A 24,957-nucleotide genomic window follows, 5' to 3' on the forward strand; every position below is an offset into this window, starting at 1 on the left:
GCATGGACCGGGGGGCCGCTGGACATGACCATGAGCTGGTCGTCAGCGGCATCCTCTGCCGTATTGGATCAGGGCTGAGCTTCTCGATCATGGGCGCCATGCTGAAGCTGGCGTCCACCCGCGGCTTCAACGCGCCCGAGCTGGTCTTCTACCGGTCGGTGTTCAGCCTGCCGGTCGTGCTGTTCTGGGTCTTGAAGCGCGAGAACCTTCGCATCCTGCGGCCGAACCGTCCTATGGCGCACGTCTGGCGGGGGTTGATGGGCATCGTGTCCATGGGCCTGACGTTCCAGGCCCTGATCCTGCTGCCGCTTGCCGAGGCGACGGCGATCAATTTCACCGCGCCAATTTTCGCGACGATCCTGTCGTTCCTGGTGCTGCGCGAAGAAGTCGGCATTCATCGCTGGTCAGCCGTGATTTTGGGCTTCATCGGCGTCCTCGTTGTCGCGCAGCCTACGGGCACGAGCCTGCCGCTGCTGGGAGTTGCCGTCGCGCTCGGAGCGGCATTCGGGCAGGCGTCGGTGACGACGACACTTCGGCATCTCCAGCGCTCCGAGCATATTTCCACGATCGTCTTCTGGTTCGCGGTCTCCGGGATCGTGGCGGGCGGACTGGCAATGCCATTCTTCGGCCAGTGGCATGATGCGGTAGGCTATGCCTTCGTCATTGCCGGCGGGCTGGCAGGCGGCATCGGCCAGTTGTTCATGACGAGCTCTCTGAGAGCGCCGGTCGCCGTCATCGCGCCCTTCGATTACCTGCAAATCGTCGCCGCGACCGCATTCGGCTGGCTGCTATTCTCGGACGTGCCAAACCTGTCGACGATTACCGGTGCCGGCCTGATTGCCGCCAGCGGGATCTACACGGCTTGGCGCGAACATGTGCGCCGCCGCCGGCTTCGGCTTGAGGTGGGGACGGTCCCGGCCGTTTAGCTCCTGACCGCCTCGCGGACCGACTCGCGAACCTCATCGCGGATTTGCTTGCGGGTCTCGTCGCCACGAGCGCGGGCGGCCTCTTTCTGAGCGATCATTTCCGCCTTGATCTGCTCCATCTCGGTACGAGCCTTGTCGCGGTCGTCCGTGGCGGCATTCACCTCGTCGTCGCTGCCGCTGATCTTGACCGCCGCGAGGTTGGCCTCCGTCTTGACCAGCTGGCCGATTGCCCTGGCCATGGCGTCTTTCTGGGCTTCCGTGACAGGATATTCGCGGCCGTCGATGGTCACCACGTCCGAATCGTCCCAGGCACTGTCGACGGCGCGGCTGACCTCGGCTTCGATCTTGGCCGACCGGTCGGTGTCGTGGGTCCAGGAGAAGATGTGGCCGCCATCCTGCACAACCATGCCGGTGACAAGGGCCGCACCCGCCAACAATACCCACATGACACGACTGCCCATCATTCGCCTCTTCTAGCTGTGTCGCCGATATAATACAGTCGGCAGCGTCCTGCAAAGGCAGGAATCGCGGCGGCGATTAGTTCGGATTATGGCTCGGAAAAGAGGGGATGGCGATGCTCGAAGGCCTCAACGCCAAATGATTGTAGTCGAGGCACCCCTGTGGCTCTGGTCGAGCGAGGGCGGCAGTTGGCACTTCATTACGATTCCCGCCGAAGAGGCCCTCGAGATCAGGTTGGAGAGCGCCGCTTCAGGGCTCCGGCGCGGATTCGGCTCCGTGCGCGTTCAGGCAAGCATCAATGGCGTGGACTGGAAGACGTCGATCTTCCCGCAGAAATCCGGCGGCTACCTGCTGCCTGTAAAAGCAAGCGTCCGCCGCGATGCCGGGATCGCGGCGGACGACATTGTCACCGTAAAGGTGGAGTTGGTCTGACTTATTCGTCGAGGTCGGAACGCTCGCCGCCGGGAGCGGCATAGCCCCAGACGTGAGAGCGCTTGCCGGCGAGGATCTTGTCGATGCTCCAATTGCCGGCGCCGATCACGGCCAGCGCCAGGAAGATGAAGCAGAACAGGATCGCGGCTTCGCCCTTGTTGACCAGCGGGAAGGCCGAAACCTTGGCGTGGATCATGAAGTAGCCGACCGCCATTTCGCCGGCGAGCAGGATACCGATCCAGCGAGTCCACAGGCCGACGAGCAGCAGCGCGCCGCCCACGAGCTCGAACCAGCCGGCGATCCAGTACATCGACCAAGGCGAAGGAAAGGCGATTTGCGGGACGTCGGGGAAACCGAGAAGCTTGGCGGTGCCATGCTCGATGAAAAGAAGCGCGGTCACGATTCGCAGGATGGCGATAACGGTCGGGGCCCAGCGCTCGCTGAATTCGTCAGGTTGATCAATGAACATCTAAAAACACCCCCATTAAGGCGGCCGGGAACAGGCACGCATTACACGCCGCCATATGCACCTTACCCCTTCGTGAGGCTAGCGACGCGCTCCTCATAGCCGATGGCCTTGGCGTCGAGAACCCTGCTTGCGGGCCAAAAACGCCGGTTTTGTGCCTTAACGGAGGCGTTTCACGGCCAGGCGGCCGTCTTCGCCCGTTTTCACTTCGAAATTGGGGACAGCTCGAATGAGATCGGACAGGCGCGTGAACCCATAGTTGCGAACCGCGAAGCTGGAGACCGCCTTGGCGCGCTGGCCAAGCTCGGAGAGTGGCGCATAACCGTCGTCGTCGCGCTTCGAAGCCTTGTAGGCGGCGCCGAGCACGTTGAGCAGGTCCTCGTCGATGGGATTGTCGCTGGTGTCGTTGTTCGAGTCTGCAAGGGCGGCGACGTCGAAGAAGCGCGAGCAGGCCTGCTGGAAACTCTGCGGCGTCTTGGCGGTGCCGAAACCATAGACCTGGAGCCCGTCTTCCCGGATGCGCTGCGCCAGCGGCAGGAAGTCGCTGTCGCTCGACATGATGCCAAAGCCGTCGACGTGGCCGCGGTAGAGGAGATCCATCGCGTCGATGGTCATCCGCATGTCCGTGGCGCTCTTGCCCTTGACGACGTCAAACTGCTGAATGGGGATGATCGAGTGCTTGCCGGTCAGCGTTCCCCAGTTCTTGAGCGCCGGCTTCTGCCAATTGCCGTAGGCCCGGCGGATATTGATGGTGCCGAGCTCGCCCAGGACCAGCAGGACTTCGTCGAGATGATCGGGGGACGCATTGTCGGCATCGATCAGCAAGGCGATGTTGAGTTCCTGTTCAGGTTCCTGCCGTTCAACCATCGTCATTTTGCTCCTGTTCAGCCCACATAACGCATCGCAGGCGGAACGAAACCGTCCAGCAGGTGGTTTTGTTTGTGCATGAGCGTCGGGGTTTGTTCGAGGGAAGGTGAGGACAATGAAAAAGTTAGTTCTAGCCGCCGCAGCCGGTACGCTGTCGCTGTCGGCCTGTGCTACGAATCCGTACGGCTACAATGATGGTTATTATGGCGATCGCACAGCTTCGCGCGCCGCAACCGGGGCCGCCATCGGTGCCGCCGGCGGCGCCGCGGTTGGCGCTGTCGTACATGGCGTGAACCCGGTCGAAGGCGCACTTGCCGGCGCAGTGCTCGGCGGAGTCCTGGGCGCAGTGGTCAAGGGCAAGCAATATTATCGCGACACCCGCGGTTATTGCTATTACGTCGACCAGTACGGCCGCCCGGTGTACGATTATAACGTTCGCTGCTAGTTCAGTAGCTTAAGTTAATCTGTTGTGACGGGGCGGAAGGTATCTTCCGCCTCGTCCAGCAAATACAACTGCCCTTCCGAAATCGAGAAATGACAACCGAGGAGCACGAGTTCCCCGGCGTCTTCGCGTTCCTTCACGAAAGGGAAGCTGCGAAGGTTTGCCAGGCTCTGCCGGATGGCGACCTCCTCCAGTTCGCGGGCTGCTTCTGGGCCTGTGCCGCGGCTTTGCGCGATCTCGTTCGCCGGTTCCTCGATCTGTGACATCCAGCGATGCACGAATCCGCCTTCGCCGGCGGCCGCGCCATGGAAGCAGCCTGTCAGGGCCGCCTGGATGCCGCCGCACCTTTCGTGGCCCATGACGACGATTTCCGGCACTTTCAGCTGGGTGACGGCGAACTCGAGCGCCGCGGAGACACCGTGGCGGCCGCCATTGGCCTCGAACGGCGGCACGAGATTGGCGACGTTGCGAACGACAAAGATCTCACCGGGATCTGTGTCGAAGATGGTGGCCGGGTCGGCGCGGCTGTCGGAGCAAGCGATGACGACGGCGCGGGGGGACTGTCCCTCGGCCAGGTCCTTCCACATGCCCCGCTCGGTCTCATAGCGATTGGTGCGAAAGCGGCGATAGCCTTCGAGGAGATTGCCGAAACCCTTCATGGCGCGCTGCCTAACGGGGCGGGGAAGGGGTGGCAAGGCGGGCCAAGCATCGCTATCTGGCCCGCATGAACGCTCCGCTCCCCGTTCCGCCGAAGCAGCGCAAGCCGGACTGGATCCGCGTCAAGGCGCCTACCAGCCACGGCTATAACGAGACGCGCAAGCTGATGCGCTCGCTGAACCTCGCGACGGTCTGCGAGGAAGCGGCCTGCCCGAACATCGGCGAATGCTGGACGAAGAAGCATGCGACGGTGATGATCCTGGGCGACACCTGCACGCGCGCCTGCGCCTTCTGCAACGTCAAGACCGGCATGCCGCGGGCGGTCGATCCGCTGGAGCCGGAGCATGTGGCGACCGCAGCGGCGGAATTGGGGCTCGAGCATATCGTCGTCACCTCGGTCGACCGCGACGATCTGCCGGACGGCGGCGCGAGCCAGTTCGTGAAGGTCATCGAGGCGCTGCGCCGCAACACGCCGCAGACCACGATCGAGATTTTGACGCCGGACTTCCGCAACAAGTCGGAAGCGGCGGTCGAGGCAATTATCGCCGCCGGGCCGGACGTCTACAATCACAACCTGGAGACCGTGCCGAGGCTCTATCCGACCATCCGTCCGGGTGCGCGTTACTATGCGTCGCTGCGCCTCCTGGAGAGCGTGAAGCGGCATGCGCCCCATATCTTCACCAAGTCCGGCGTCATGGTCGGGCTCGGCGAGGAGCGGCTTGAGGTCCATCAGGTGATGGACGACATGCGCTCGGCCGACATCGATTTCCTGACCATGGGCCAGTACCTGCAGCCGACGCCGCGCCATGCGAAAGTCGAGGAATTCGTCACGCCGGACGCGTTCAAGGCCTATGCGGCGATTGCCCGGGCCAAGGGATTCCTGCTGGTTGCGGCCTCGCCGCTGACGCGATCGAGCTATCATGCGGGCGACGACTTCCGGAAGATGCAGGAGGCGAGGGCTAAGCAGCTTGCGCCAAAAGGAGCTTCGGGAGCCGGCGCCTGATGCCTCGCCATAGCGAGACCCGCCATCTTCCTTACACACCCGAACAATTGTTCGACCTCGTCTCGGACGTGGCGCGCTATGACGAATTCCTGCCATGGGTCGTGGCGGTTCGAATCCGATCGAGTTCCGAGGAAGAGACGGTTGCCGACCTCGTCGTCGGATTCAATGCCTTCAAGGAGCGCTTCACGTCGCGGGTTCATAAAGAACGGCCAGGCCGCGTCTGCGTCGATTATATCGAGGGGCCGCTGAAATACCTGCACAACGAATGGAAGTTCGAACCGGCCGATGACGGCGGCACCAATGTCCATTTCTCGGTCGATTTCGCCTTCAAGTCGCGGATTTTCGAGACTCTGGCGGGCCAGATGTTCGACCGGGCGCTGCGGCGGATGATCGGCGCTTTCGAAACGCGCGCCGCGGCGCTTTACGGCATGAGCAGGTCAAGCGCGCAGAGCGCCGCCTGAAGCCGGACTCCGGCGCGGTTCTCATTCTCGAACAATTTCTGGTCCGCAGTGACCTCGTCGGGGCCGGGAAGGCGCTCGGCGCGGGCGAAGACGACGGTGCCGACCGGCTTGCCGGGACTGCCGCCGCCGGGGCCGGCGATGCCGGTGATGGCGACGGCGATATCCGCATTGGATGATTCCAGGGCGCCCTGGGCCATCGCCCAGGCCGTGGCGACGCTGACGGCGCCGAAGGTTTCGACGACATCGGCGGAAACATGCAAATCGGCCGCCTTGGCCTCGTTAGAATAGGTGATGTAGCCGGCGTCGAGCACTTCGGATGAGCCGGGGATTTCGGTCAAGGCCGCGCAAACGAGGCCGCCGGTGCAGCTTTCGGCGACGGCGACGGTGCGGCCCGCCTTGCTGTTCGCCTCGACCACGGCCCGGGCCTTTTCGACCAGTTCGGTGGGAAGCAGATATTCCCTCATGCTTGCCGCTCCATACGGACGGAGGCGACTGCCTGGGCGGCAATGCCTTCGCGCCTGCCGGTAAAACCCAGCCGCTCGGTGGTGGTTGCCTTGATGCTGACCGAAGTTTCCGGAAGGTCGAGGATACGGGCGACGTTGGCGCGCATGGCAGCGCGATATGGGCCGACCCTGGGCTCTTCGCAAATCACGGTGCAGTCGACATGGTCGATCATCCCGCCGGCAGAGCGGATCAGGGTGGCGGCGTGTATCAGGAAAATGTCCGACGAAGCGCCTTTCCATTGCGGATCGGAAGGCGGGAAGTGCTGGCCGATATCGCCGAGGCCGGCAGCGCCGAGCAGCGCGTCGGTGATGGCGTGGAGGACGACGTCGGCGTCGCTGTGGCCGGCGAGGCCGCGCTCATGAGGGACGGCGATGCCGCCCATCATCACCGGACCCTCGCCGGCGAAGGCGTGGACGTCATAGCCGAGGCCGGTGCGCGGGGTGAGACGCGCCGTCAGCATCTGCTCGGCGCGGGCGAAGTCGGCGGCGGTGGTCAGCTTCTCAAGGGCCGGGTCCCCATCGACCAAGGCCACCTTGAAACCCGCACCGCGCACAACCGTCGATTCGTCTGTGGGACTGGGGCCGCTCCACCGCGAATAAGCGTCGATCAGGCTGGGGAGGCGGAATGCTTGGGGGGTCTGCACCCGGATGAGGCTGGAGCGATCGACTGGCTCGCCAAGATCAGCGCCAGCAATCGCCAGCGTGTCGGCGACCGGCAGGGTGGGGACAGCGGCAACCTCGTCCCCGAGTGCGATGAGCAATCGATCGACGACCGATGGCGGGCAGAATGGCCGGGCCGCGTCGTGGACGAGGACGGCATCGCCTTGGATGGCGGCGAGGCCCGCGCGCACGCTGTCGGCGCGCTCCGCTCCGCCGACGATCAGCGATCCGACGTCCCGCCCTGAGAGCGCCGTCTCGGCCAGTTGTTCCTGGCCCTTTCCGATCACGACACAGACGGAACCAATGCGAGGGTGTGCCGCAAGAGCGTCGACGGCATGGGCGAGCACGGACTTGCCACCCAACGGTCGATATTGCTTGGGCAGGCCATCGCCCATGCGGGAGCCCGATCCGGCGGCAACGATGAGGGCGGTGACATGCATGGGCGCGCGCCTTGCTCACATCACGGCCCTCCTGTAAAGGCGCGCCTTCCCATGAGCCTTGTGAAGCCCATCCACGTCGGTCCCGTGACCATCGACGCGCCGGTCATCCTGGCGCCGATGACTGGCGTCACCGATTTGCCGTTCCGCAAGATCGTCAAGCGCTACGGCGCGGGCCTTACCGTCAGCGAGATGATCGCCAGCCAGGCGATGATCCGCGAGACGCGCCAGTCTCTGCAGAAAGCGGCCTGGGACCCGGTCGAGGAGCCGGTGTCCCTGCAGCTCGCCGGCTGCACGCCGTTCGAGATGGGTGAGGCGGCGCGACTCAACGAACAGCGAGGCGCGGCGATCATCGACATCAACATGGGCTGCCCGGTGAAGAAGGTCGTCAATGGCGATGCAGGTTCGGCGCTGATGCGCGACCTGCCGCTCGCCGCCAGCATCATCGACGCAACCGTCAAGGCCGTGAAGGTGCCGGTGACGCTGAAAATGCGCATGGGCTGGGACCATTCGAGCCTCAATGCGCCCGAGCTGGCACGAATCGCAGAGGACCTCGGCGTTCACATGATCACGGTCCACGGGCGCACGCGCTGCCAGATGTACAAGGGCAGCGCCGACTGGAGCTTCATCCGCAAGGTCAAGGAAGCGACGAAGCTGCCGGTCATCGCCAACGGCGACATCTGCAGCCTCGAGGATGCGCGGACGGCGCTCGAGCAGTCCGGCGCCGACGGCGTCATGATCGGCCGCGGCGCCTATGGCCGCCCGTGGCTGCTGGCGCAAGTCATGAGCGACCTGACGGGCGGCGGTCACAGGCTGGACCCGTCGATGGACGAGCAGCTTGAGGTCATCCTCGAGCAATATGACGCCATGCAGTCACTCTATGGCCGCCAGACCGGCGTGAATCTCGCCCGCAAACATATCGGCTGGTACACCAAGGGCCTCACCGGATCGGCCGAATTCCGCAACAGCGTCAACCAGCAGGACGATCCGGCGGTAGTCGTTGAAATGCTGCGGGAATTCTATTCGCCGTGGCTGTCGCGCGCCGCTGCCTGAGACGCCCAAGCAACTGTGTTTTTTATGCAACGCAACCGTGCTAGGGCGGTTGCTTGATGGACGCCCAAGCCACGGATTCCGACTTGCAGCCCGCCTCTGAAGGGTGGTTGGCTTGGCTCGCCCGCGAGCGCGCCAGCGGCCGCTTCTATCGCTGGGCGACAATCGGCACGGCCGTCGTCCTGGCGGCGATCCTGATCTCGCTGGTTCCGATCCTCGTTCGGTCTGGCGATCCCGGGTCCTTGTTGTCACCGCCCCTGATCGCACTCTCCCTGGTCGCCATCCTGATCCCGGCAATTGCGCTGATGGTGCTGCTGTCGCGCCGTTTCGCTCAGACGCGGGCGAGGGAGGGGGGCCTGGAAGGCGGCACGCTGCATACTCGCCTCGTCGCCTTGTTCTCGGTCATCGCCGCCGTCCCGACCGTTCTCGTCGCCATTTTCGCGTCGCTCCTGTTCCAGTCCGGCCTGGAGTTCTGGTTTTCCGGCAAGGCGCGAGGGATGATCGAAAATACGGTCGCGGTCGCCCAAAGAACCTATACGAACGAAGTGGAGCGCGTATCGCTCGAGACGCTGACCATGAGCGGCGACCTGTCGGGCTACCTTCGTGCTGTCCCCTACGATGATCCGCGGTTTGCCGAGGGTTTTGGGCGCCAGGTTCTGAACCGCAATCTGAGCGAAGCGATCATCGTCAACGTCGGCCGCGACGGCGTGCTGCGCTCGATAGCCTTGGTCAATCCTTATGATCGGCCGCTCGAAAAGGTGATCACCAAGGCAAAGCTGGCCGAACTTGCCAGTAAGGAATCGGTGGCAATCACCAGCAGCGATCGCATCGGAGCGCTGGTCAAACTGGATTACGCCTCGGGAACATATCTCTACGCAGCGCGCGTGTTCGATCCGCAGTTCCAGCAGCAGATTTCGCGTGCTGGAGAGGTCCAGTCCACCTACCGCGAGTTGCTGGACCGCTCCCGGCTCTATCAGCTGCGCTTCAATGCAGCCTTGCTGCTCGGCGCGTTGATCATTGTGGGCTTGTCGATCTTCATCGCCTTGAGGATCGCCGATCGCCTTGTGCGGCCTGTCGGTCAGTTGGTCGATGCCGCCGGTCGGATCGAGGGCGGCGATTTCTCGGTTCGGGTGCCAGTGGCGCCGAAGACCGACGAAATCGGCATGCTGTCGTCGGCCTTCAACAGGATGACCGGTCGCCTTCAGGAGCAGACCGGGGCGTTGGTCGCCGCCAACGAGCAGCTGGACACACGCCGGGCCTTTATCGAGGCCGTGCTCTCCAGCGTTACAGCCGGTGTTATTGCTCTCGACGACAAACGCCGCGTCCTGCTGATCAATCGCTCCGCCGAAGGGCTGCTTCGGCCCGATGGCGAGCAGGTTGAAGGGCGAACCATCGATGTGGTTTCGGAAGATCTGGCCGAGTTCCTGAGCACCGAGGCGCGCGAAGCCAACGTCATTGTCGCCGCCGAGGGTGAGCAGCGGACACTGGCGGTCAAGCGCCTGCGCTATTCCGACGGCACCGTGCTGACCTTCGACGACATTACCGAGCAGTTGAGCGATCAACGCCGTGCAGCCTGGTCGGACATCGCCCGGCGCATTGCGCATGAGATCAAGAACCCGCTGACTCCGATCCAGCTGGCTGCGGAACGGCTGCAACGGCGCTACGGCAAGGAAGTGACGACCGAGCCAGAGACGTTCGAGCGCCTGACGGGGACCATTGTCCGCCAAGTCGGCGACCTCAGGAGGATGGTCGATGAATTCTCCAACTTCGCGCGCATGCCGAAACCAGTGTTCCGCGAAGAGAATGTCCACGAGATTGCCCGGGCCGCCCTGTTCCTGCACGAAGTCGCGCATCCCGGCATGACTTTCTCCATCGACCCCCCGCATGCCGACATCCGTCTTGTCTGTGACCGCCGCCAGCTGGCGCAAGCGCTCACGAATGTCGTCAAGAATGCGGTGGAAGCCATTGAAGCCAGACGGAATCGCGGCGATGTCAGCTTCGAAGGCGACAAGGTCGAACTCAAGGTTCGCGAGACCGAGGAGCAGGTGGTCATCGATGTGATGGACACGGGTGTCGGCCTGCCCGAAGAGCGCGAGCGGTTGACCGAACCCTATATGACGACCCGCGTGAGAGGGACCGGTCTCGGCCTCGCGATCGTCAAGAAGATCGTCGAAGAACATATGGGCGAAATCGCCTTTCTCGACCGTGCGGGCGGAGGCACGCATGTCCGCATTGCCTTCGACGTCCACCGCCTGGCGGTGTTGGCGGGAGAGGACACAGCCGAAACCGGCGAAGATGCTGGGCCGCGCCGCGGCGATGACGGCGAATATGATGAGGAGGACCAGGGCTGATGGCGCTCGAAGTGTTGGTAGTGGACGATGAGGCCGATATCCGGGAACTGGTCGCCGGGGTCCTGGAAGACGAAGGTTATACCGTCCGCACCGCCGCCGACAGCACAAGCGCGCTGGACGCCGTCGAGGACCGCCGGCCGAGCCTCGTCCTGCTGGATGTCTGGCTACAGGGCTCCCGCCTCGATGGCCTTCAGCTCCTGGAGGCGATGAAGAGCCGCGACCCGACGCTGCCGGTGATCATGATTTCCGGCCACGGCAATCTCGACACGGCCGTCGCCGCCATCCGTGAGGGCGCCGTCGACTTTATCGAAAAGCCGTTCGAAGCTGGGAAGTTGCTGCATCTTGTCGGGCGGGCGACAGAAACCGACCGTCTGCGGCGGGAAAATGCGGCCTTTCGCCAGCAATTCGCCACCGACGATTATCTTGGCGGCAGTTCGGTCAGCATCAACACGGTGCGCGCCACGCTGAAGAGGGTGGCGCCGACGGGAAGCCGCGTGCTGATCACCGGGCCTGCCGGCGTCGGCAAGGAAATCGCCGCGCGCATGATCCACAATTGGAGCCCGCGCGCATCGGCGCCTTTCATCACCGTTTCGGCGGCTATGATGAGCCCGGAACGGATGGAAGAAGAGCTCTTCGGCTCCGAGAACGAGGGCGTCGCCCGGCCGGGCCTGCTGGAGCAGGCGCACGGCGGCACGCTTTTCCTCGACGAGATTGCGGACATGCCTCTGACGACCCAGGCGAAGATGCTGCGGGTGTTGACCGACCAGAGCTACACCCGGGTTGGCGGGCAGAGGCCGGTCAAGGTCGACGTGCGCGTCCTCAGCGCAACCTCTCGCGACCTGCAGGACGAAATCGCCGCCGGACGCTTCCGTGAGGACCTCTATTACCGCCTCAACGTCGTACCGGTCCGCATTCCGTCGGTCCGGGAGCGCCGTGAAGACATCCCCGACCTGGTGAACCAGTTCCTGACCCGCTTCGCCGCCGAGCGCCGCATTGTTCCTCCGAGCATTTCCGAGGAAGCGATTGCCGCGCTGCAGGCCCATGACTGGCCTGGCAACGTCCGCCAGCTGAAGAATATCATCGAACGGACGCTCATCCTGGCGCCGAGCGACCGCGTGGAGTGTATCGAGATTGACCTGTTGCCGCCGGAAATCGTCGAGGGGCAGGGGGCGGGGAGTATCAACACCACGTCCATCGCCATCATGGGATCGCCGCTGCGCGAGGCGCGTGAGAGCTTCGAACGTGAATATCTGCGCATCCAGATCCGCCGCTTCTCGGGCAATATCTCGCGCACCGCCTCGTTCATCGGTATGGAGCGCTCGGCTCTCCACCGGAAGCTGAAAGCGTTGGGCCTTGGGGACAAGCGCGACTTCGACGAATAGGAGATCAAGGTGGCCGACAAGGCGATGAGCCTGCAGGACCAGTTCCTCAACAGCGTCCGGCGTTCAAAGACGCCGGTGACGATCTTCCTGATGAAGGGCGTCAAGCTGCAGGGCATCATCACCTGGTTCGACGCTTTTTCGATGCTGCTTCGCCGTGATGGTGGGGCGCAGTTGCTCTACAAGCATGCCATTTCGACCATCATGCCGACGTCCGTGCCAGAAGGATTGCCGCAGCCTACGGTAGCGGAAGGCAAGAAGCCGGCGTTGCAGGATGTGTTCCTCGCCGCCGCGCATCGCCAGAAGGAACCGATGACGATCTTCCTCGTCAATGGCGTGATGCTGCAAGGGACCGTCCAGGGCTTCGACCAATTTTCCATCCTGCTGGAGCGCGGCGGGCAGGTGCAGATCGTCTACAAGCATGCCGTCTCAACCCTGCAGCCGGCGCATCCGCTCGATTTGGCGGGCCATGGCGGCGAGGGAGAAGGCGAAGGGGACACCGCCTGAGCGTCTTCAACCGTAGCGACGAAGCCGGAATCACCCGCGGCGAGCGCGCCGTGCTTGCCCTTCCCGATGACGGATCCGCGAAGAATCTGCGCAGCGCCGAGGCGCGGCTCGATGAGGCTGCCGGCCTTGCCGAGGCGATCGGCATCGATGTTGTCGACCGTCGGGCGTTCCGCCTGCGTGCGGCGCGGCCCGCGACGCTGTTCGGAAAAGGGCAGGCCGAGGCCATCGCCGAGATGGTCGAGGAGAACGAAGCGGGACTGTTGATTGTCGACGCGGCCCTTTCTCCGGTACAGCAGAAGAGCCTGGAGGACGTCACCAAGGCGAAGGTGATCGATCGGACGGGCCTGATCCTGGAAATTTTCGGCGAGCGGGCAGCGACGGCGGAAGGGCGGCTGCAGGTGGAACTGGCCCACCTCGACTACCAGGCCGGGCGCCTGGTGCGGAGCTGGACCCACCTCGAGCGCCAGCGCGGCGGATTCGGCTTCCTTGGCGGTCCGGGTGAAACGCAGATCGAGGCCGACAGGCGCCTGATACGCGATCGGATGGCCAAGATCCGGCGCGAGCTGGAGCAAGTGAAGCGGACACGCGGGCTGCACCGCGACCGGCGGCAACGGGCGCCATGGCCGGTGATTGCCCTGGTCGGCTATACGAACGCCGGTAAATCCACCCTTTTCAACCGGATGACGCGGGCCACGGTAATGGCGGAAGACCTCCTGTTCGCGACGCTCGATCCGACCTTGCGCGAAATCCGCCTGCCGGGGTTCGACAAGGCGATCCTGTCGGACACGGTCGGCTTCGTATCGGACCTGCCAACGGAGCTGGTCGCAGCATTCCGCGCGACGCTGGAAGAGGTGGTCGCCGCGGATCTCATCCTTCACGTCCGCGACCTGGCGCATCCGGATAGCGATGCGCAGGCGGCGGATGTCGAGGCGGTGCTGGAGACATTGGGCCTGGCCGGACAGAATGCGCCCCCACGGCTTGAGGTATGGAACAAGATCGACGCCTTGGAGCCGGCCGCGCGTGAGGCGATGCTCAATGAGGTCGCCCGCCGCGAGGATGTCGTCGCCATCTCAGCACTGACGGGAGAGGGGCTGGACAGGCTTCGCGACGCCATTTCCGAGCGCCTGCAGGCGGGATCGGAAGTGCATCGGCTGACGTTGCCGGTCACCGATGGTGAGCGGCTGGCATGGCTGCATTCGCGCGGTGAGGTGCTCGATCAACAAGTCAGTGATGACGTGATGCAGGTGGCGGTGCGTTTGTCGCCCGACAATTGGGCACGATTTCAGGCGCTCTGAGCCGCTTTTGCCTTCACCCAGAGTTCTTCCATCTGATCGAGATCCATGTCGTTGAAGCCAGGCTCGGCCTCGATGGTGCGGAAGCGGCGTTCGAACTTGCGATTGGCTTCGCGCAGCGCCGCTTCCGGTTCAATGTTGAGATGGCGTGCGAGATTGACGACGGCGAATAGAAGGTCGCCCATTTCCTCCAGCTTGCGGTCATGGCTTGTCTCCGCCTCGAGCTCGGCCAGTTCCTCATCGATCTTGGCGCGTGGGCCGCTGGCGTCGGGCCAGTCGAAGCCGGTGCGCGCAGCGCGGCGCTGCAGTTTGGCGGCCCGTTCGAGGGCCGGCAACGCAAGGGCAACGCCGGCCAAAGCGCTCTTGTCGGGGTCTTGCGCGCGTTCCTCGGCCTTGATGATCTCCCAGAGGTGATGGCCGCCTTCGGCCGCGTTGCCGAAGATGTGCGGGTGGCGGCGCTCCATCTTGGAGCAAATGCGGTCGACGACGTCGTCCAGCGTGAAGTAGCCGGCTTCTTCGGCCATGCGGGCATGGAAGACGACCTGGAGCTGTAGATCGCCGAGTTCGTCTGCGAGCGCATCCATGTCGTCGCGGGCGATGGCGTCGGCGACTTCGTAGGCTTCCTCGATCGTGTAGGGCGCGATGGTCGCGAAAGTCTGCACGCTGTCCCATTCACAACCGGTCTTCGGATCGCGAAGCCGCCGCATGATCTCGATGAGCCGCTCAAGAGGCACGAAGAGGCCCTTTCTCTCTATAATCTGTAAGTCTGATAATATGCATTATGTAAAGTGTAGAGGCACTCAGAGGGGGTTTGCGGCGAATCATGGCTGCAGCACCAGCCACCGGCCCTCGACGCCCCACCGCTGCAATGACGACAGGAAGTTCATGCCAAGCACATTCAAATCGTCGTCCTGCGTGACGTGGAGCTGCATCCCCTGGCGAACGATTGGCCCAATCTCGACGGTTTCGGCGGACCCGCTGGCCACGCGGACCATGCCGTTGCCTGTGCGGACGAGCTGATCGCGGCCAGAATCGACGGATACGTTCGCATCCCGGGCGGTCTTCATCCCGATCGTGGTCATCGTCGCGCCGCTATCGACCAGGAATTTGACGTCATGGCCGTTGATCCGGGCCGTGACCCAGAAATGCCCGTCGATCGCCATTGGGATGCGCAGGGTCTGGCCGACTTCGACTGGCGTGCCCGTGGCTTCGGCACGGAGACGCTGCGCAACCCAACCGAGATTGTCGCGAAACGTGAAAAGCACGAAGCCGCCGGCGAAGATCGCCACCCAGGCCAGCCCCATGACGGCCAGCTTTGCCAAGGGCTCCCGGCGTGACATCAGCCCGCCGAGGACCAGCATGGCGGCCATCAGGAGATAAAGCCCTCCGAGCATGACGTCATTGGTCATGCCAGAACGACCTCCTGCCCGTCATAGGCGGGTGCGGCCCAATCGGGCAGTTCCGCTGATAACGTCTTGTAATCCATGCTGTTATCGAGGTGCGTGAGGAGCAATTGTCCGACGCCAAGGTCCTTGGCCCAACCGATGACCGCGTCGAGGTGGGCATGGGTCGGATGCGGTGCGCGGCGCAGGCAATCGCAGATCCACAGGTCGAGGCCGCGGTACATGCCGAACATCTCATCCGTCATTTCATGGAAATCAATGGCGTAGCCGGCGCTATAGCCGCCCTCGTCCGCCCGCATGCCGAGCGACGTGATGCCTCCGTGTGGCTGATCGACGAACCGCAATATCGCCTCGCCCACGCTCAGATCGCCCTGGATTGGCGTTGCTTGCATGACCGGACGGTAGAAACGCGTGTCGATGAAGATGTAGCGGAAACGTTGCTCCAGGCGGTCAAGGACGTCGGCACGCGCCAGTAGCGGCACCGGACCGCCCTTCGCCTGGGCGATTGGCCGCAAATCGTCGATGCCGTGACAATGGTCGGCGTGATCGTGGGTGACCAGAACCCGATCGATGCTTTCGACGCCAGCGGTCAACAGCTGTTCACGCAAGTCAGGCCCGCAATCGACAAGCAGGGTCTCGCCGCCGCTTTCGAGTAGGATTGAGGAGCGCAGACGCCGGTTCCTGGGCTCTTCGGGGTCGCACGCGCCCCAACCGGTTCCGAGCCGCGGCACGCCGGTCGACGTCCCGCAACCCAGGATGCGAATTTTCATGCCGCCCCTCGACCTCGCTCGGGGCAGGCTTTGCTGAAGAGTTTGAAGAAGTTGCCGGTAGTTTGCTCAGCAAGCGTCTCAACATCGACGCCGCGCAGGCCTGCCACGAAACGAGCGGTATCGGCCACGAATGCAGGCTCGCACTTCTTCCCACGATGCGGGACCGGCGCAAGGAACGGCGAATCCGTTTCGACCAGCAGCCGGTCATCCGGGATGATCTTCGCCGTTTCCTGAAGATCCTGCGCGTTCTTGAAGGTCACGATGCCGCTGAGCGAGATAAAGAAGCCGATATCCAGCGCCTTGCGGGCGAGTTCCTGGCTGCCGGTGAAGCAGTGCAGTACTCCCCTCACCCCGCCTGCGTTCACGGCTTGTTCCAGCATGTCGGCCGTGTCGTCCTCCGCATCGCGGGTGTGGACTACGAGCGGGAGACCGGTGGCTCTTGCGGCCTCGATGTGCGCCTGAAACCCCTCACGCTGTGCCTGGCGGTCGGATTTGTCGTAATAGTAATCGAGCCCGCATTCGCCGATCGCGATCACACGCTGATGTGATGCGGCGTCGACCAGCGCTTTGGCGCCGAGGTCCGGATGCGCGTCCGCCTCGTGCGGATGGACGCCGACCGTGGCCCAGACGTCCTCATTGGCCTCGGCAACGGCGATGACGTCATTCCACTCGCGCTGGCGCGTGGAGATGTTGAGAAAACCGGTGACGCCGGCGGCGCGGGCATTGGCCAAAACTTCGGGCTGGCGCTCAGCAAGGCCTTCGTAATTGAGGTGGCAATGGCTGTCGATCAGCCTCATGCGGCCTCTTCTTCCGGCAGTTCAAGGCGCGGGAAGATCGGCTGGGGCTGGGCAATCGGCTGTCCCCCTTGACCGCTATCGATCAGAGTGAGGAGCTTGTCAGCTGATGCCGGCACGATTGGCGCCACGGCGACCGCCAGCTGCCGAATGGCGACCACCAATGTCCCGAGTACATCCGTCATGCGGGCCGGATCCGTCTTGCGGAGCGCCCAGGGCGCGGCCGTGTCGACATAGGCATTGCAGGCGAAAACCGCGTTCATCCAGGCCTCAAGTCCGGCCGAGAAGGCGAAACCGTGAAATTCGTCCGTCAGCTTGTTGCAGGCCTGTTCGACCACATCGAGGAGAGCCCGGTCTTCGTCAGCATGACCGGCAGCAGGGATGACGCCGTCCAAATTCTTGAAAATCATAGACAAGGTACGCTGGGCGAGGTTGCCGAAGCTGTTGGCGAGCTCGGAATTGACGCGATTGACGATGGCTTCGGCGCTGTAGCTGCCGTCCTGGCCGAACGTGACCTCGCGTAGGAGGAAATAGCGCAGGGCGTCGACGCCAAAGCGCTCGGCCAGTTCGATGGGGTCGACGACATTGCCGACGCTCTTCGACATCTTCTCGCCGCCGCGGGCGAGCAGGAAGCCGTGGCCGTAGACCGTCTTCGGCAGCGCAATGTCCGCCGACATCAGGAAGGCCGGCCAGTAGACGGCGTGGAAGCGAACGACGTCCTTGCCAATCAGGTGAACGTTGGCCGGCCAGTAGCGCTTCCAGAGCTCGGTCTCGTCCGGATAGCCGAGGCCGGTGATGTAATTGGTGAGCGCATCCAGCCAGACGTACATGACATGGTTGTCGCTGCCCGGCACCGGCACGCCCCAGTCGAAGCTGGTGCGCGAAATGCTGAGATCCTTGAGCCCGCCTTCGACGAAGCGCACGACTTCGTTGCGGCGGCTTTCCGGTTGGATGAAGTCTGGATTGGCAGCATAGAGGTCCAAAAGCGGCTGCTGGTACTTCGACAAGCGGAAGAACCAGCTTTCTTCGACGGTCCATTCAACCGGCGTGCCCTGCGGCGACAGCTTGCTGCCGTCCTCCGCGTCGGTCAGCTCCTCGGCTTCGTAATAGGCTTCGTCGCGGACCGAGTACCAACCCTCGTAGCGGTCGAGGTAGAGGTCTCCCCTCTCCGCCATCGCCTTCCAGATCGCCTGGCTGGCGCGATAATGGTCGGCCTCCGACGTGCGAATAAAACGGTCATATGACACATTAAGAGTATCGCACATCTCTTGGAAAAGCGGCGACATTTCGTCAGCAAAGGCGCGCGGCTCGATGCCCTTGTTGCGAGCGCCCTGGGCCATTTTCAGGCCATGCTCGTCCGTGCCGGTCTGGAACCGCACGTCGCGACCCTGGGCACGCTGGAAGCGGGCGATGACGTCGGCGGCAATCGCCTCATAAGCGTGGCCGATATGCGGCTTGCCGTTGGGGTAGCTGATCGCGGTGGTGATGTAGAAGGGCTCGGCCATTGCCGAAGCCACTAGCCGCGCCCTGCAGAAGGGGCAACCGAGGCGAGGATGCTTCCCAGCTGGAAGACTGTGGCCGCCGCGTCCAGCGAGAGGCGCGGGGCAATACGGCTGGTTTCGGAGGCGCGCTCATAGGCATCGAGCGCGCGGCGGCGAGCCGCTCCGTCGAGGCTGCGGGCTTCGCGAGCAATCAGGGTCGGCGCCATCTCGAGGAATGCGTGATAGCGTTCCGCTGCAGCCTTGCCGGAGAGGGACTGGGCAAGCTTGGAGCGCTTGGCGTTGTCGCGATCGCCCTCACGAAGGATCGCCAGCGCCTGGCTTTCGAGCGGGGCCAGGTCGAGCGCTGCGTAAGCGAGCGCCTTGCTGACCGAACCGTCCGCCAGAGGAATGAGCTTTTCGCGCTCGGCGGCGCTCAATCCGGGCAACTCCGCTTCCAGAATTGACGTCATGGCGTCATCGCCAAGCGGTTGAAAATCAAGGCGACGGCAGCGCGAACGGATGGTCGGCAGCAGCCTGCCCGGCACATGGCTGACGAGCAGGAATAGGCAGTTTGCCGGCGGCTCTTCCAACATCTTGAGCAGGGCGTTGGCGCCGGAAGCCTCAAGCTCGTCGACCGTGTCGATCACGACTACGCGCCAAGGCGACAAAGCCGGTGTCACCGTGAATAGCTCACCAAGCTCGCGGACCTGGTCGACGCTGATATTGCGGGCAAGCCCGGTGCCGCTCTTGTTTTCGATACGCTCGAGCAGGCGAAAATCGGGGTGGCTGCCGGCGGCGACCAGGCGGCCGACGGGGTGATCCTCTGGAGTTTCGATCCCCGGTGCGTCGAATGGTGGCCCCGCGGCTTCAGCGAGGACGCGCTCGGCGGCGGCCAGAGCGAAACTGGCCTTGCCGACGCCACGAGGGCCCGTAAGCAGCCAGGCATGGTGCATGGCGCCCGATTTCCAGGCGCTGAAAAATTGATCGACAGCCTTTTCCTGCCCCAGGATCACGGCAGCAGGTCCGCGACCGCCTCAAGTAGGCGCCCAGTCACCTCGTCGGGCTCACCCGATGCGTCGATGATCCGCACACGTTCAGGCTCTTCGGCGGCGATCTCGCGAAAGCCCAGGTCTACCTTCTGATGATAATTCTCCGGACGGCCGCCGATGCGGTCTCCGACGTGGTTGTCTCGTGCGCGTGCGCGAGCGCCGCCTTCGGCGAGGGCCAGAACCAGGGTGCGGTCAGGGAAGCAGTCATCGATCCCGAAGGCATTGATGGCGCGAACCGCATCGATGCCGAGGCCGCCAGCGCCGCCCTGATAGGCAAGCGAACTGTCGATGAAGCGATCGGAAATCACCCATTGCCCCGCCTCGAGTGCCGGCCGGATGGTCTTGTCGACGTGATCAGCTCGCGCAGCGGCGAACAGGAGTGCCTCTGCCCGCGGCCCCCATCGTTCCTCGGAGCCGGTCAGGAGAAGTTCACGGATCTTCTCCGCACCCTCGCTGCCGCCCGGCTCGCGGGTCTCGACGACTTCGAGGCCCCGTTTGCGAAGCTCGTTGGCGAGGGCCTTGAGCTGGGTCGACTTCCCGGCCCCCTCCCCGCCTTCGAGGCTGATGAACCGCCCCCTCGGCAAGGGTCAGGCCATTCCGAAGAGCTGTTTCAACCCGATCCAGATACGGGCGAAGAAGCCGGCTTCGCCGACATCGTTGGCGGCGACGAGCGGCATCACCTGCTCCCCAGAGTCCGAGGTCATGACGACGAGATCTGCAATATGCTGGCCCTTGGCGATCGGCGCTTTCACGGGTCCGTTGTAGCGGACCTTCATGCCCTGCACCTTGGAGAGCACGCCGGCGGGGATGGTGATGGCCAGGTCGCGGGGGGCGACGAGGTCGACCTCGCCGGACCCGGCCATCTGGACCTTGGCGGTGCCGAGAACTGTGTCCTTTTTGAACAAAGGTTGGGCCTGCCACGCGTTGAAGCCCCACTGCATCATGCGAACCGATTCCTCGATCCGGCCATTGTAAGAGTCGAGCCCGGCTACGACCATGATCAGGCGGCGGCCATTCTGGACCGCTGAGCCAGTGAAGCCGTACCCCGCTTCGTCGGTGTGACCGGTCTTGAGGCCATCGGCGCCAGGCACGCGGCCCAGCAGCGGGTTGCGGTTGGCCTGGGTAATGTCGGCCCCCGAGCCCAATGTCTTGCCGTGAGTGTAGGAGACCAGGCTGTAATATTTCTTGTAGAGGTCGGGATAGTTTTCGATCTCGGCGCGGGCCAGGGTGGCGAGGTCGCGAGCGGTCACATAGGTCCGCCCCTCATCCGGCCAGCCGTTCGCGGTGCCGAAATGGCTGTTTGTGAGGCCGAGGCGCTTGGCGTTCTCGTTCATCACATTGGTGAAAGCGTCTTCGGTCCCGGCGATGCACTCGGCGAGCACGACCGAGGCGTCGTTGCCCGACAGGGTAATGATGCCCTTCAGCAGTTCATCGACGCTGACCTGCTCTCCGGGCGAGAGGAACATGGTCGAGCCGGCCTGCGGGCCGTGCCATTTCTGCCATGTTTCCGGCCGCACGGTGCACATCTTGTCGGCCTTGAGGTCGCCCTTGCGGATGAGCTCGAACGCGACATTCGTGGTCATCATCTTAGCCATCGATGCCGGCGGCATGCGAACGTCGGCATTCTTCGACAGCAAAACCGCGCCTGACGACAGGTCAATCAGATAGGCGACCTTGGCCGGAGTATCGAAAGGCGGTGCCTTGGCTGGCGCGGAGCCTGCGAGAAGCGAAACGGAAACGGCGGCAAGCAGCGAAGCGCGGATCATGGATGAGGCTCGAATCCCTTGGAGGCGTGGACTCGAAGAGCTTTAGCGGCCGACGATAGCGTTTGCGAGCAAACCCACGGACAAAGCGTAGAAATTCGAACAATTATATTTGAGGATCGCCTTGTAGTTGCCGGTCAGCAGGTAAGCGGTCTGTCCCCGCCCGTCCGGCTCCAGTAGCGTCGCGGTTTCGTTATCGGGGATGCTCTGGCTGTATGGCGTCACGCCGAGCGCCCGCCACTGGGCCATGGTCATCGGGCGGCTGTGACGAGCATGGACGCGCGGGCATTCGGTCGCGGCCACGGTATTGCGGATGGAATTGCGATCGAGGATCGACGGTACTCTGACAGGGATTCCCCAGGGAACGCCCGCTTTCCAGCCAGCGTCCTTGAGGTAGTTGGCGATCGAGGCGAGGCCATCGACCTGGTTCGACCAGATTTCCGCCTTGCCGTCGCCATCCCCGTCGGCCCGCAGGCGTATGACGGTAGAAGGCATGAACTGCGGGTAGCCGGTTGCGCCGGCATAGCTGCCCTTCAGGCGCCAGCGCGGGATGCCCATGTCGATCAGCTTCAGGCCCGCGACGAATTCGCTTTCAAACAAAGGTCGGCGCCTGCCCTCATATGCGAGGCTCGCCAGCGCTTCGATGATGTCGAAGCCGCCGGTGACGCTGCCGTAGCTGGTCTCATGGCCGTAGATCGCCATCATCACCGAGGCCGGGACGCCGGTGCGCTGTTCGACGCGAGAGAGCCAGGGCCAAAGGTCCCGGTACCGGCTCTGCCCCCTGTTGATCAGGTCGGAGGTCACATGCTCGCGGCGATAGGGCGCGAAGGGCGGGGTGTAGCTTGTGTTGCCGACGGCGCCGGGCTGTCCGCGGTCGAGCCGGATCACGCGGTTGTTGAGCTGGAGGTACGGCACGATGGCGGCAATCGTCGCTTCGCTGATGCCGCCGCTGCGGGCGATGTAGGTCAGGCGCTGCCTATAGGCTTCGAAACCCGTCGAAACCTGAGGGGCGAGGCTTGTCGCGACGGGCACCACCGGTACCAGTTGTTGGGTCGGCGGAGACCTGGACTCGGGCAAGGGCGCCAAAGGGTCCAGCTGCGCAGAGGCAGTCATTCCAATGGATGAGCCCACGACAGCCAATACGCCACGCAACAACAAGGTCCCGACCCGCTTCATTATTCAGTCTGCTAGCCTTTCAACGCGGTTCTTCGCCAATTGGTTCGCCGCACGCCTTGCACGGCCCGCCCCGACAAGCGATAGGCCCAAAATGATGAACCGCGGGTTGGCACTTCTTTTTTGCCTTCCCGCCCGGAGAGGTGGCCGAGTGGTTTAAGGCAGCGGTCTTGAAAACCGCCGTGGGTTTACGCTCACCGTGGGTTCGAATCCCACCCTCTCCGCCATCACCCAATCCGTCCAGTGGGGGAATTGCCGAGCAATTCTCCGCTTCATCGGCATCGCAGGTCTTCAGGCAGAACCGTTCGTCGGTTGGTCGAAGACTACTAGTGTAATCGTACACGCCGCCTTAGTGTCTTAGGCGAACAATACAGGGGCAAATTCCGATGAAAACGTACCGGGCTCGTACCAGCCTGTTCGCACTGGCCGCCGTAATGGCCACTCCCGCTTTTGCGCAAGCGTCGGGCGATGCCCCTGCCCCCGCGACGACATCCTCCTCATCGCGGACCACCGTCTATCCGGCGAGTTTCTTCGCCCAATATGCGCCGCGTAACGCGCTCGATATCGCGAGGCAGGTCCCCGGCTTCCAGATCGACTTCGGCGACCAGTCGATCCGCGGGTTCAGCGGGGCGGCGGGCAATGTCGTCATCAACGGCCAGCGCCCGAGCTCGAAGTCGGAGAATCTCAACGACATCCTGCAGAAAATCCCCGCCAGCAGGGTTGTCCGCGTCGAGGTCGGCCCCGGCGATCTCTATGGTGCCGATTATTCGACCAGGAACCAGGTCCTGAACGTCATCCTGTCGGCAGAAGGCGGGATCGACGGCAATATCACCGGCTCGCTCCGGCGGCTCTACACCGGCGCGGTCAATCCGGACGGATCGGTTTCGGCGCTGATCCGGCGCGGAGCTTCGACCATCAACCTGTCGGCGGGCTTCAACAACAACGTCAATCATGAAGAAGGCACGGACACGATCCGCGACATCACGCCGCCGCTCGTGACCGGTGACCTTCTTGAGCACCGCCGCAAGTTCAACAGCTATCACGACTTCAACCCATATATATCGGCCAGCTGGGCCCTCGAACGGGCGGCGGACAAGTCGATCCACGTCAACGCACGCTGGTCGCCGGGCCAGTTCGACCTTTATCAGCGCAACCGCGTCACCGTGACTGGCGAGGACCCACGCGACGACAATCTCATCCAGGATTATGACCAGGGTTCCTTCGAGCTTGGCGGTGACATTACGCGGCCGCTGGCGGGTGGCGCGATCAAGCTGCTCGGCCTGGCAACCCGCCGGAACGTGGATAATTTCGACAGTTACATCCTGCGGAATGGCTTGGTGGAGGATGGCGCGGTTCGTGTCGGAGGATTCGAGCAGACCCAAGTCGCTGACCGCAACGAGACCATCGGTCGCCTCACCTGGTCGCGGCAGAATCTTGCAGGATTCTCGTTCGAGACAGGCTTTGAGGCGGCCCTCAACACGCTCGACAACACGACCGAGTTGTTCGATGTCGAGGAAGACGGCACCCTAACGCCGCACCCGCTTCCGGTCACCAGCGCTACCGTGAAGGAAAAGCGAGGCGAGGCCTTCGTCAACATCGGCAAGCAGCTTAATCCGAACCTGCGCGTCGATGGCGGCGTCCGCTACGAATTCTCGCACCTGACAGTGAATGGCGATGCCGAGGCCGACCGCAGGCTCCAGTTCTGGAAGCCCAGCCTGACGATCGACTGGAAGCCGGGCGGCAAGTGGCACACGCAATTCTCGGTCAAGCGCACTGTCGCCCAGCTCAACTTCTTCGATTTCGTCACCGCGGCGGAGCTCTCAACCGACCGCGTCAACGCCGGCAACGCCAATCTGGAGCCGCAGCGCACCTGGGAATTTCGCGCGACCGCTGACCATCCTTTGCTTGGCGATGGGCAGGTCAAGATCGATCTCGGCTACGACAACATCAGCATGTTCCAGGATCGCGTGCTGATCTGCGACCCCGATCATCCGGGTGACGCGTCATTCTGTTTCGACGCGCCGGGCAACATCGGTACCGGCAAGAGGGCCTTCGCGGCACTGACGGTCGATGCCCCGCTCGACAAGTTGATTGGCCTGTCCGGAACTCGGCTGAAGGTCTTCGCGCAGGTGCAGAAGACACGGGTCGAAGACCCGATTTCCGGCGACAAAAGGAACTTCAGCGATTTCTACCCCGAGTGGCAGTGGAGCGTCTCGATCCGCCGGGACAAAGGCTCATGGTCCTACGGCTTCGACCTATCCGATCGCGATCGCTTTACCTTCTATCGAACGGACGAGTTCGACACGAACTTCAACACCCAGCCCTATGCATCGGCGTTCGTCGAGTACCGGCCGGACAAGCGCACCTCCATCACGTTCGACATCGACAATGCGATCAACACGCATGGCGCGCGCGACCGGCAGATCTACTTCCCGAACAGGGCGGACTCGAACCCGTTCATTGTCGATGAGTTCCGGGAGCGGAATCGGCACCTGAACCTCGGCCTGACCATCAAGCGGACTTTCGGTGGCGCGGGTGCGCAGGCGAGCGCAGGCCAAGGCAATTGAGGCTCGTCTAGCCGCGTAACGAATTGCCCGCTAAAGGCCGCGAAATCCATTCATACGCGGGAGTT

General features: G+C 63.5%; 26 protein-coding genes and 1 tRNA gene. 12 read left to right on the top strand and 15 right to left on the bottom strand.

What is annotated here, in order from left to right; genetic code table 11:
• The first annotated feature begins 2 nt into the window (after positions 1-2).
• On the top strand, positions 3-926 hold the full coding sequence (locus tag LZ536_RS01290) for a DMT family transporter (protein WP_249846504.1): 924 nt from the start codon (positions 3-5) through the stop codon (positions 924-926).
• Here the strand turns inward: LZ536_RS01290 and LZ536_RS01295 are convergent.
• The gene (locus tag LZ536_RS01295) at positions 923-1,390 is read right to left on the bottom strand and encodes a hypothetical protein (protein WP_249846505.1); all 468 of its coding nucleotides are present in this window, start codon (positions 1,388-1,390) and stop codon (positions 923-925) included. The two genes, LZ536_RS01290 and LZ536_RS01295, sit on opposite strands and share 4 nt — an antisense overlap.
• A 133-nt stretch (positions 1,391-1,523) precedes the next feature.
• On the opposite strand from LZ536_RS01295, the gene LZ536_RS01300 reads away from it, so the two are divergent.
• Positions 1,524-1,817 (top strand): DUF1905 domain-containing protein, encoded by a 294-nt coding sequence (locus LZ536_RS01300; RefSeq protein WP_249846506.1) that lies wholly within the window; start codon positions 1,524-1,526, stop codon positions 1,815-1,817.
• A 1-nt stretch (position 1,818) separates the two neighbouring features.
• Here LZ536_RS01300 and LZ536_RS01305 read toward each other — a convergent pair whose 3' ends face one another.
• Together LZ536_RS01305 and LZ536_RS01310 are read right to left on the bottom strand one after the other, a co-directional pair.
• Complete coding sequence (locus tag LZ536_RS01305) at positions 1,819-2,286, bottom strand: DoxX family protein (RefSeq protein ID WP_249846507.1); 468 nt, start codon at positions 2,284-2,286, stop codon at positions 1,819-1,821.
• 156 nt (positions 2,287-2,442) lie between these two features.
• Positions 2,443-3,150, bottom strand: coding sequence for an NYN domain-containing protein (locus LZ536_RS01310; protein ID WP_431357931.1), 708 nt, complete (start codon positions 3,148-3,150; stop codon positions 2,443-2,445).
• A 115-nt stretch (positions 3,151-3,265) separates the two neighbouring features.
• On the opposite strand from LZ536_RS01310, the gene LZ536_RS01315 reads away from it, so the two are divergent.
• Positions 3,266-3,595: a YMGG-like glycine zipper-containing protein gene (locus tag LZ536_RS01315; RefSeq protein ID WP_249846509.1), complete on the top strand. Its 330-nt coding sequence runs from the start codon at positions 3,266-3,268 to the stop codon at positions 3,593-3,595.
• A 14-nt stretch (positions 3,596-3,609) separates the two neighbouring features.
• Here LZ536_RS01315 and LZ536_RS01320 read toward each other — a convergent pair whose 3' ends face one another.
• Positions 3,610-4,251, bottom strand: coding sequence for a carbonic anhydrase (locus LZ536_RS01320; protein WP_249846510.1), 642 nt, complete (start codon positions 4,249-4,251; stop codon positions 3,610-3,612).
• Positions 4,252-4,316: 65 nt separating this feature from the next.
• Between LZ536_RS01320 and lipA the strand changes: the two genes are divergently transcribed.
• Both lipA and LZ536_RS01330 read left to right on the top strand, forming a co-directional pair.
• Positions 4,317-5,252 (top strand): lipoyl synthase, encoded by a 936-nt coding sequence (gene lipA, locus LZ536_RS01325; RefSeq protein WP_249848521.1) that lies wholly within the window; start codon positions 4,317-4,319, stop codon positions 5,250-5,252.
• On the top strand, positions 5,252-5,713 hold the full coding sequence (locus tag LZ536_RS01330) for a type II toxin-antitoxin system RatA family toxin (RefSeq protein ID WP_249846511.1): 462 nt from the start codon (positions 5,252-5,254) through the stop codon (positions 5,711-5,713). The genes lipA and LZ536_RS01330 overlap by 1 nt, the downstream gene beginning before the upstream one ends.
• Here LZ536_RS01330 and LZ536_RS01335 read toward each other — a convergent pair.
• Positions 5,674-6,177, bottom strand: coding sequence for a CinA family protein (locus LZ536_RS01335; protein ID WP_249846512.1), 504 nt, complete (start codon positions 6,175-6,177; stop codon positions 5,674-5,676). The genes LZ536_RS01330 and LZ536_RS01335 overlap by 40 nt on opposite strands.
• Positions 6,174-7,316: a bifunctional 2-C-methyl-D-erythritol 4-phosphate cytidylyltransferase/2-C-methyl-D-erythritol 2,4-cyclodiphosphate synthase gene (locus LZ536_RS01340; protein ID WP_249846513.1), complete on the bottom strand. Its 1,143-nt coding sequence runs from the start codon at positions 7,314-7,316 to the stop codon at positions 6,174-6,176. Before LZ536_RS01340 ends, LZ536_RS01335 begins: the two co-directional genes overlap by 4 nt.
• A 51-nt stretch (positions 7,317-7,367) precedes the next feature.
• Here LZ536_RS01340 and dusB point away from each other — a divergent pair, with 51 nt between their 5' ends.
• From dusB to hflX, 5 genes are read left to right on the top strand one after another with little or no spacing between them, the layout of a single operon-like run.
• Positions 7,368-8,366 (top strand): tRNA dihydrouridine synthase DusB, encoded by a 999-nt coding sequence (dusB, locus tag LZ536_RS01345; protein WP_249846514.1) that lies wholly within the window; start codon positions 7,368-7,370, stop codon positions 8,364-8,366.
• Positions 8,367-8,422: 56 nt separating this feature from the next.
• On the top strand, positions 8,423-10,714 hold the full coding sequence (locus LZ536_RS01350; protein WP_249846515.1) for a sensor histidine kinase: 2,292 nt from the start codon (positions 8,423-8,425) through the stop codon (positions 10,712-10,714).
• Positions 10,714-12,096: a nitrogen assimilation response regulator NtrX gene (ntrX, locus tag LZ536_RS01355; RefSeq protein ID WP_249846516.1), complete on the top strand. Its 1,383-nt coding sequence runs from the start codon at positions 10,714-10,716 to the stop codon at positions 12,094-12,096. The genes LZ536_RS01350 and ntrX overlap by 1 nt, the downstream gene beginning before the upstream one ends.
• A 9-nt stretch (positions 12,097-12,105) precedes the next feature.
• On the top strand, positions 12,106-12,600 hold the full coding sequence (hfq, locus tag LZ536_RS01360) for an RNA chaperone Hfq (RefSeq protein ID WP_249846517.1): 495 nt from the start codon (positions 12,106-12,108) through the stop codon (positions 12,598-12,600).
• Complete coding sequence (gene hflX, locus LZ536_RS01365) at positions 12,597-13,895, top strand: GTPase HflX (protein ID WP_249848522.1); 1,299 nt, start codon at positions 12,597-12,599, stop codon at positions 13,893-13,895. The genes hfq and hflX overlap by 4 nt, the downstream gene beginning before the upstream one ends.
• On the opposite strand, the gene mazG is transcribed toward hflX, so the two are convergent.
• The 9 genes from mazG to LZ536_RS01410 form a co-directional block, all read right to left on the bottom strand.
• Positions 13,883-14,626 carry a nucleoside triphosphate pyrophosphohydrolase gene (gene mazG, locus LZ536_RS01370; RefSeq protein WP_348538797.1) on the bottom strand — a complete coding sequence of 248 codons (744 nt, stop codon included), beginning with the start codon at positions 14,624-14,626 and terminating at the stop codon, positions 13,883-13,885. The genes hflX and mazG overlap by 13 nt on opposite strands.
• Before the next feature lie 87 nt (positions 14,627-14,713).
• Positions 14,714-15,301, bottom strand: coding sequence for a retropepsin-like aspartic protease family protein (locus LZ536_RS01375; RefSeq protein WP_249846518.1), 588 nt, complete (start codon positions 15,299-15,301; stop codon positions 14,714-14,716).
• The gene (locus LZ536_RS01380) at positions 15,298-16,065 is read right to left on the bottom strand and encodes an MBL fold metallo-hydrolase (RefSeq protein ID WP_249846519.1); all 768 of its coding nucleotides are present in this window, start codon (positions 16,063-16,065) and stop codon (positions 15,298-15,300) included. Before LZ536_RS01380 ends, LZ536_RS01375 begins: the two co-directional genes overlap by 4 nt.
• A complete protein-coding gene (locus tag LZ536_RS01385; protein ID WP_249846520.1) occupies positions 16,062-16,862 on the bottom strand; it encodes a TatD family hydrolase in 801 nt (266 codons plus the stop codon). The genes LZ536_RS01380 and LZ536_RS01385 overlap by 4 nt, the downstream gene beginning before the upstream one ends.
• Positions 16,859-18,364 (bottom strand): methionine--tRNA ligase, encoded by a 1,506-nt coding sequence (gene metG, locus LZ536_RS01390; protein WP_249848524.1) that lies wholly within the window; start codon positions 18,362-18,364, stop codon positions 16,859-16,861. The genes LZ536_RS01385 and metG overlap by 4 nt, the downstream gene beginning before the upstream one ends.
• Before the next feature lie 11 nt (positions 18,365-18,375).
• The gene (locus LZ536_RS01395; RefSeq protein WP_348538798.1) at positions 18,376-19,353 is read right to left on the bottom strand and encodes a DNA polymerase III subunit delta'; all 978 of its coding nucleotides are present in this window, start codon (positions 19,351-19,353) and stop codon (positions 18,376-18,378) included.
• Positions 19,350-19,973, bottom strand: a complete 624-nt coding sequence (tmk, locus tag LZ536_RS01400) for a dTMP kinase (protein ID WP_249846521.1) — start codon at positions 19,971-19,973, stop codon at positions 19,350-19,352. The genes LZ536_RS01395 and tmk overlap by 4 nt, the downstream gene beginning before the upstream one ends.
• Before the next feature lie 3 nt (positions 19,974-19,976).
• On the bottom strand, positions 19,977-21,152 hold the full coding sequence (locus tag LZ536_RS01405) for a D-alanyl-D-alanine carboxypeptidase family protein (protein WP_431357932.1): 1,176 nt from the start codon (positions 21,150-21,152) through the stop codon (positions 19,977-19,979).
• A 45-nt stretch (positions 21,153-21,197) separates the two neighbouring features.
• Complete coding sequence (locus LZ536_RS01410) at positions 21,198-22,328, bottom strand: lytic murein transglycosylase (RefSeq protein ID WP_249846523.1); 1,131 nt, start codon at positions 22,326-22,328, stop codon at positions 21,198-21,200.
• A 134-nt stretch (positions 22,329-22,462) separates the two neighbouring features.
• Between LZ536_RS01410 and LZ536_RS01415 the strand changes: the two genes are divergently transcribed.
• Both LZ536_RS01415 and LZ536_RS01420 read left to right on the top strand, forming a co-directional pair.
• Positions 22,463-22,552: transfer RNA gene (locus LZ536_RS01415), tRNA-Ser, on the top strand.
• Positions 22,553-22,711: 159 nt separating this feature from the next.
• Positions 22,712-24,892, top strand: a complete 2,181-nt coding sequence (locus tag LZ536_RS01420; RefSeq protein ID WP_249846524.1) for a TonB-dependent receptor plug domain-containing protein — start codon at positions 22,712-22,714, stop codon at positions 24,890-24,892.
• Positions 24,893-24,957 lie beyond the last annotated feature (65 nt).

It is taken from the genome of Sphingomonas alba (assembly GCF_023516555.1).
Lineage (GTDB): Bacteria > Pseudomonadota > Alphaproteobacteria > Sphingomonadales > Sphingomonadaceae > Sphingomicrobium > Sphingomicrobium album.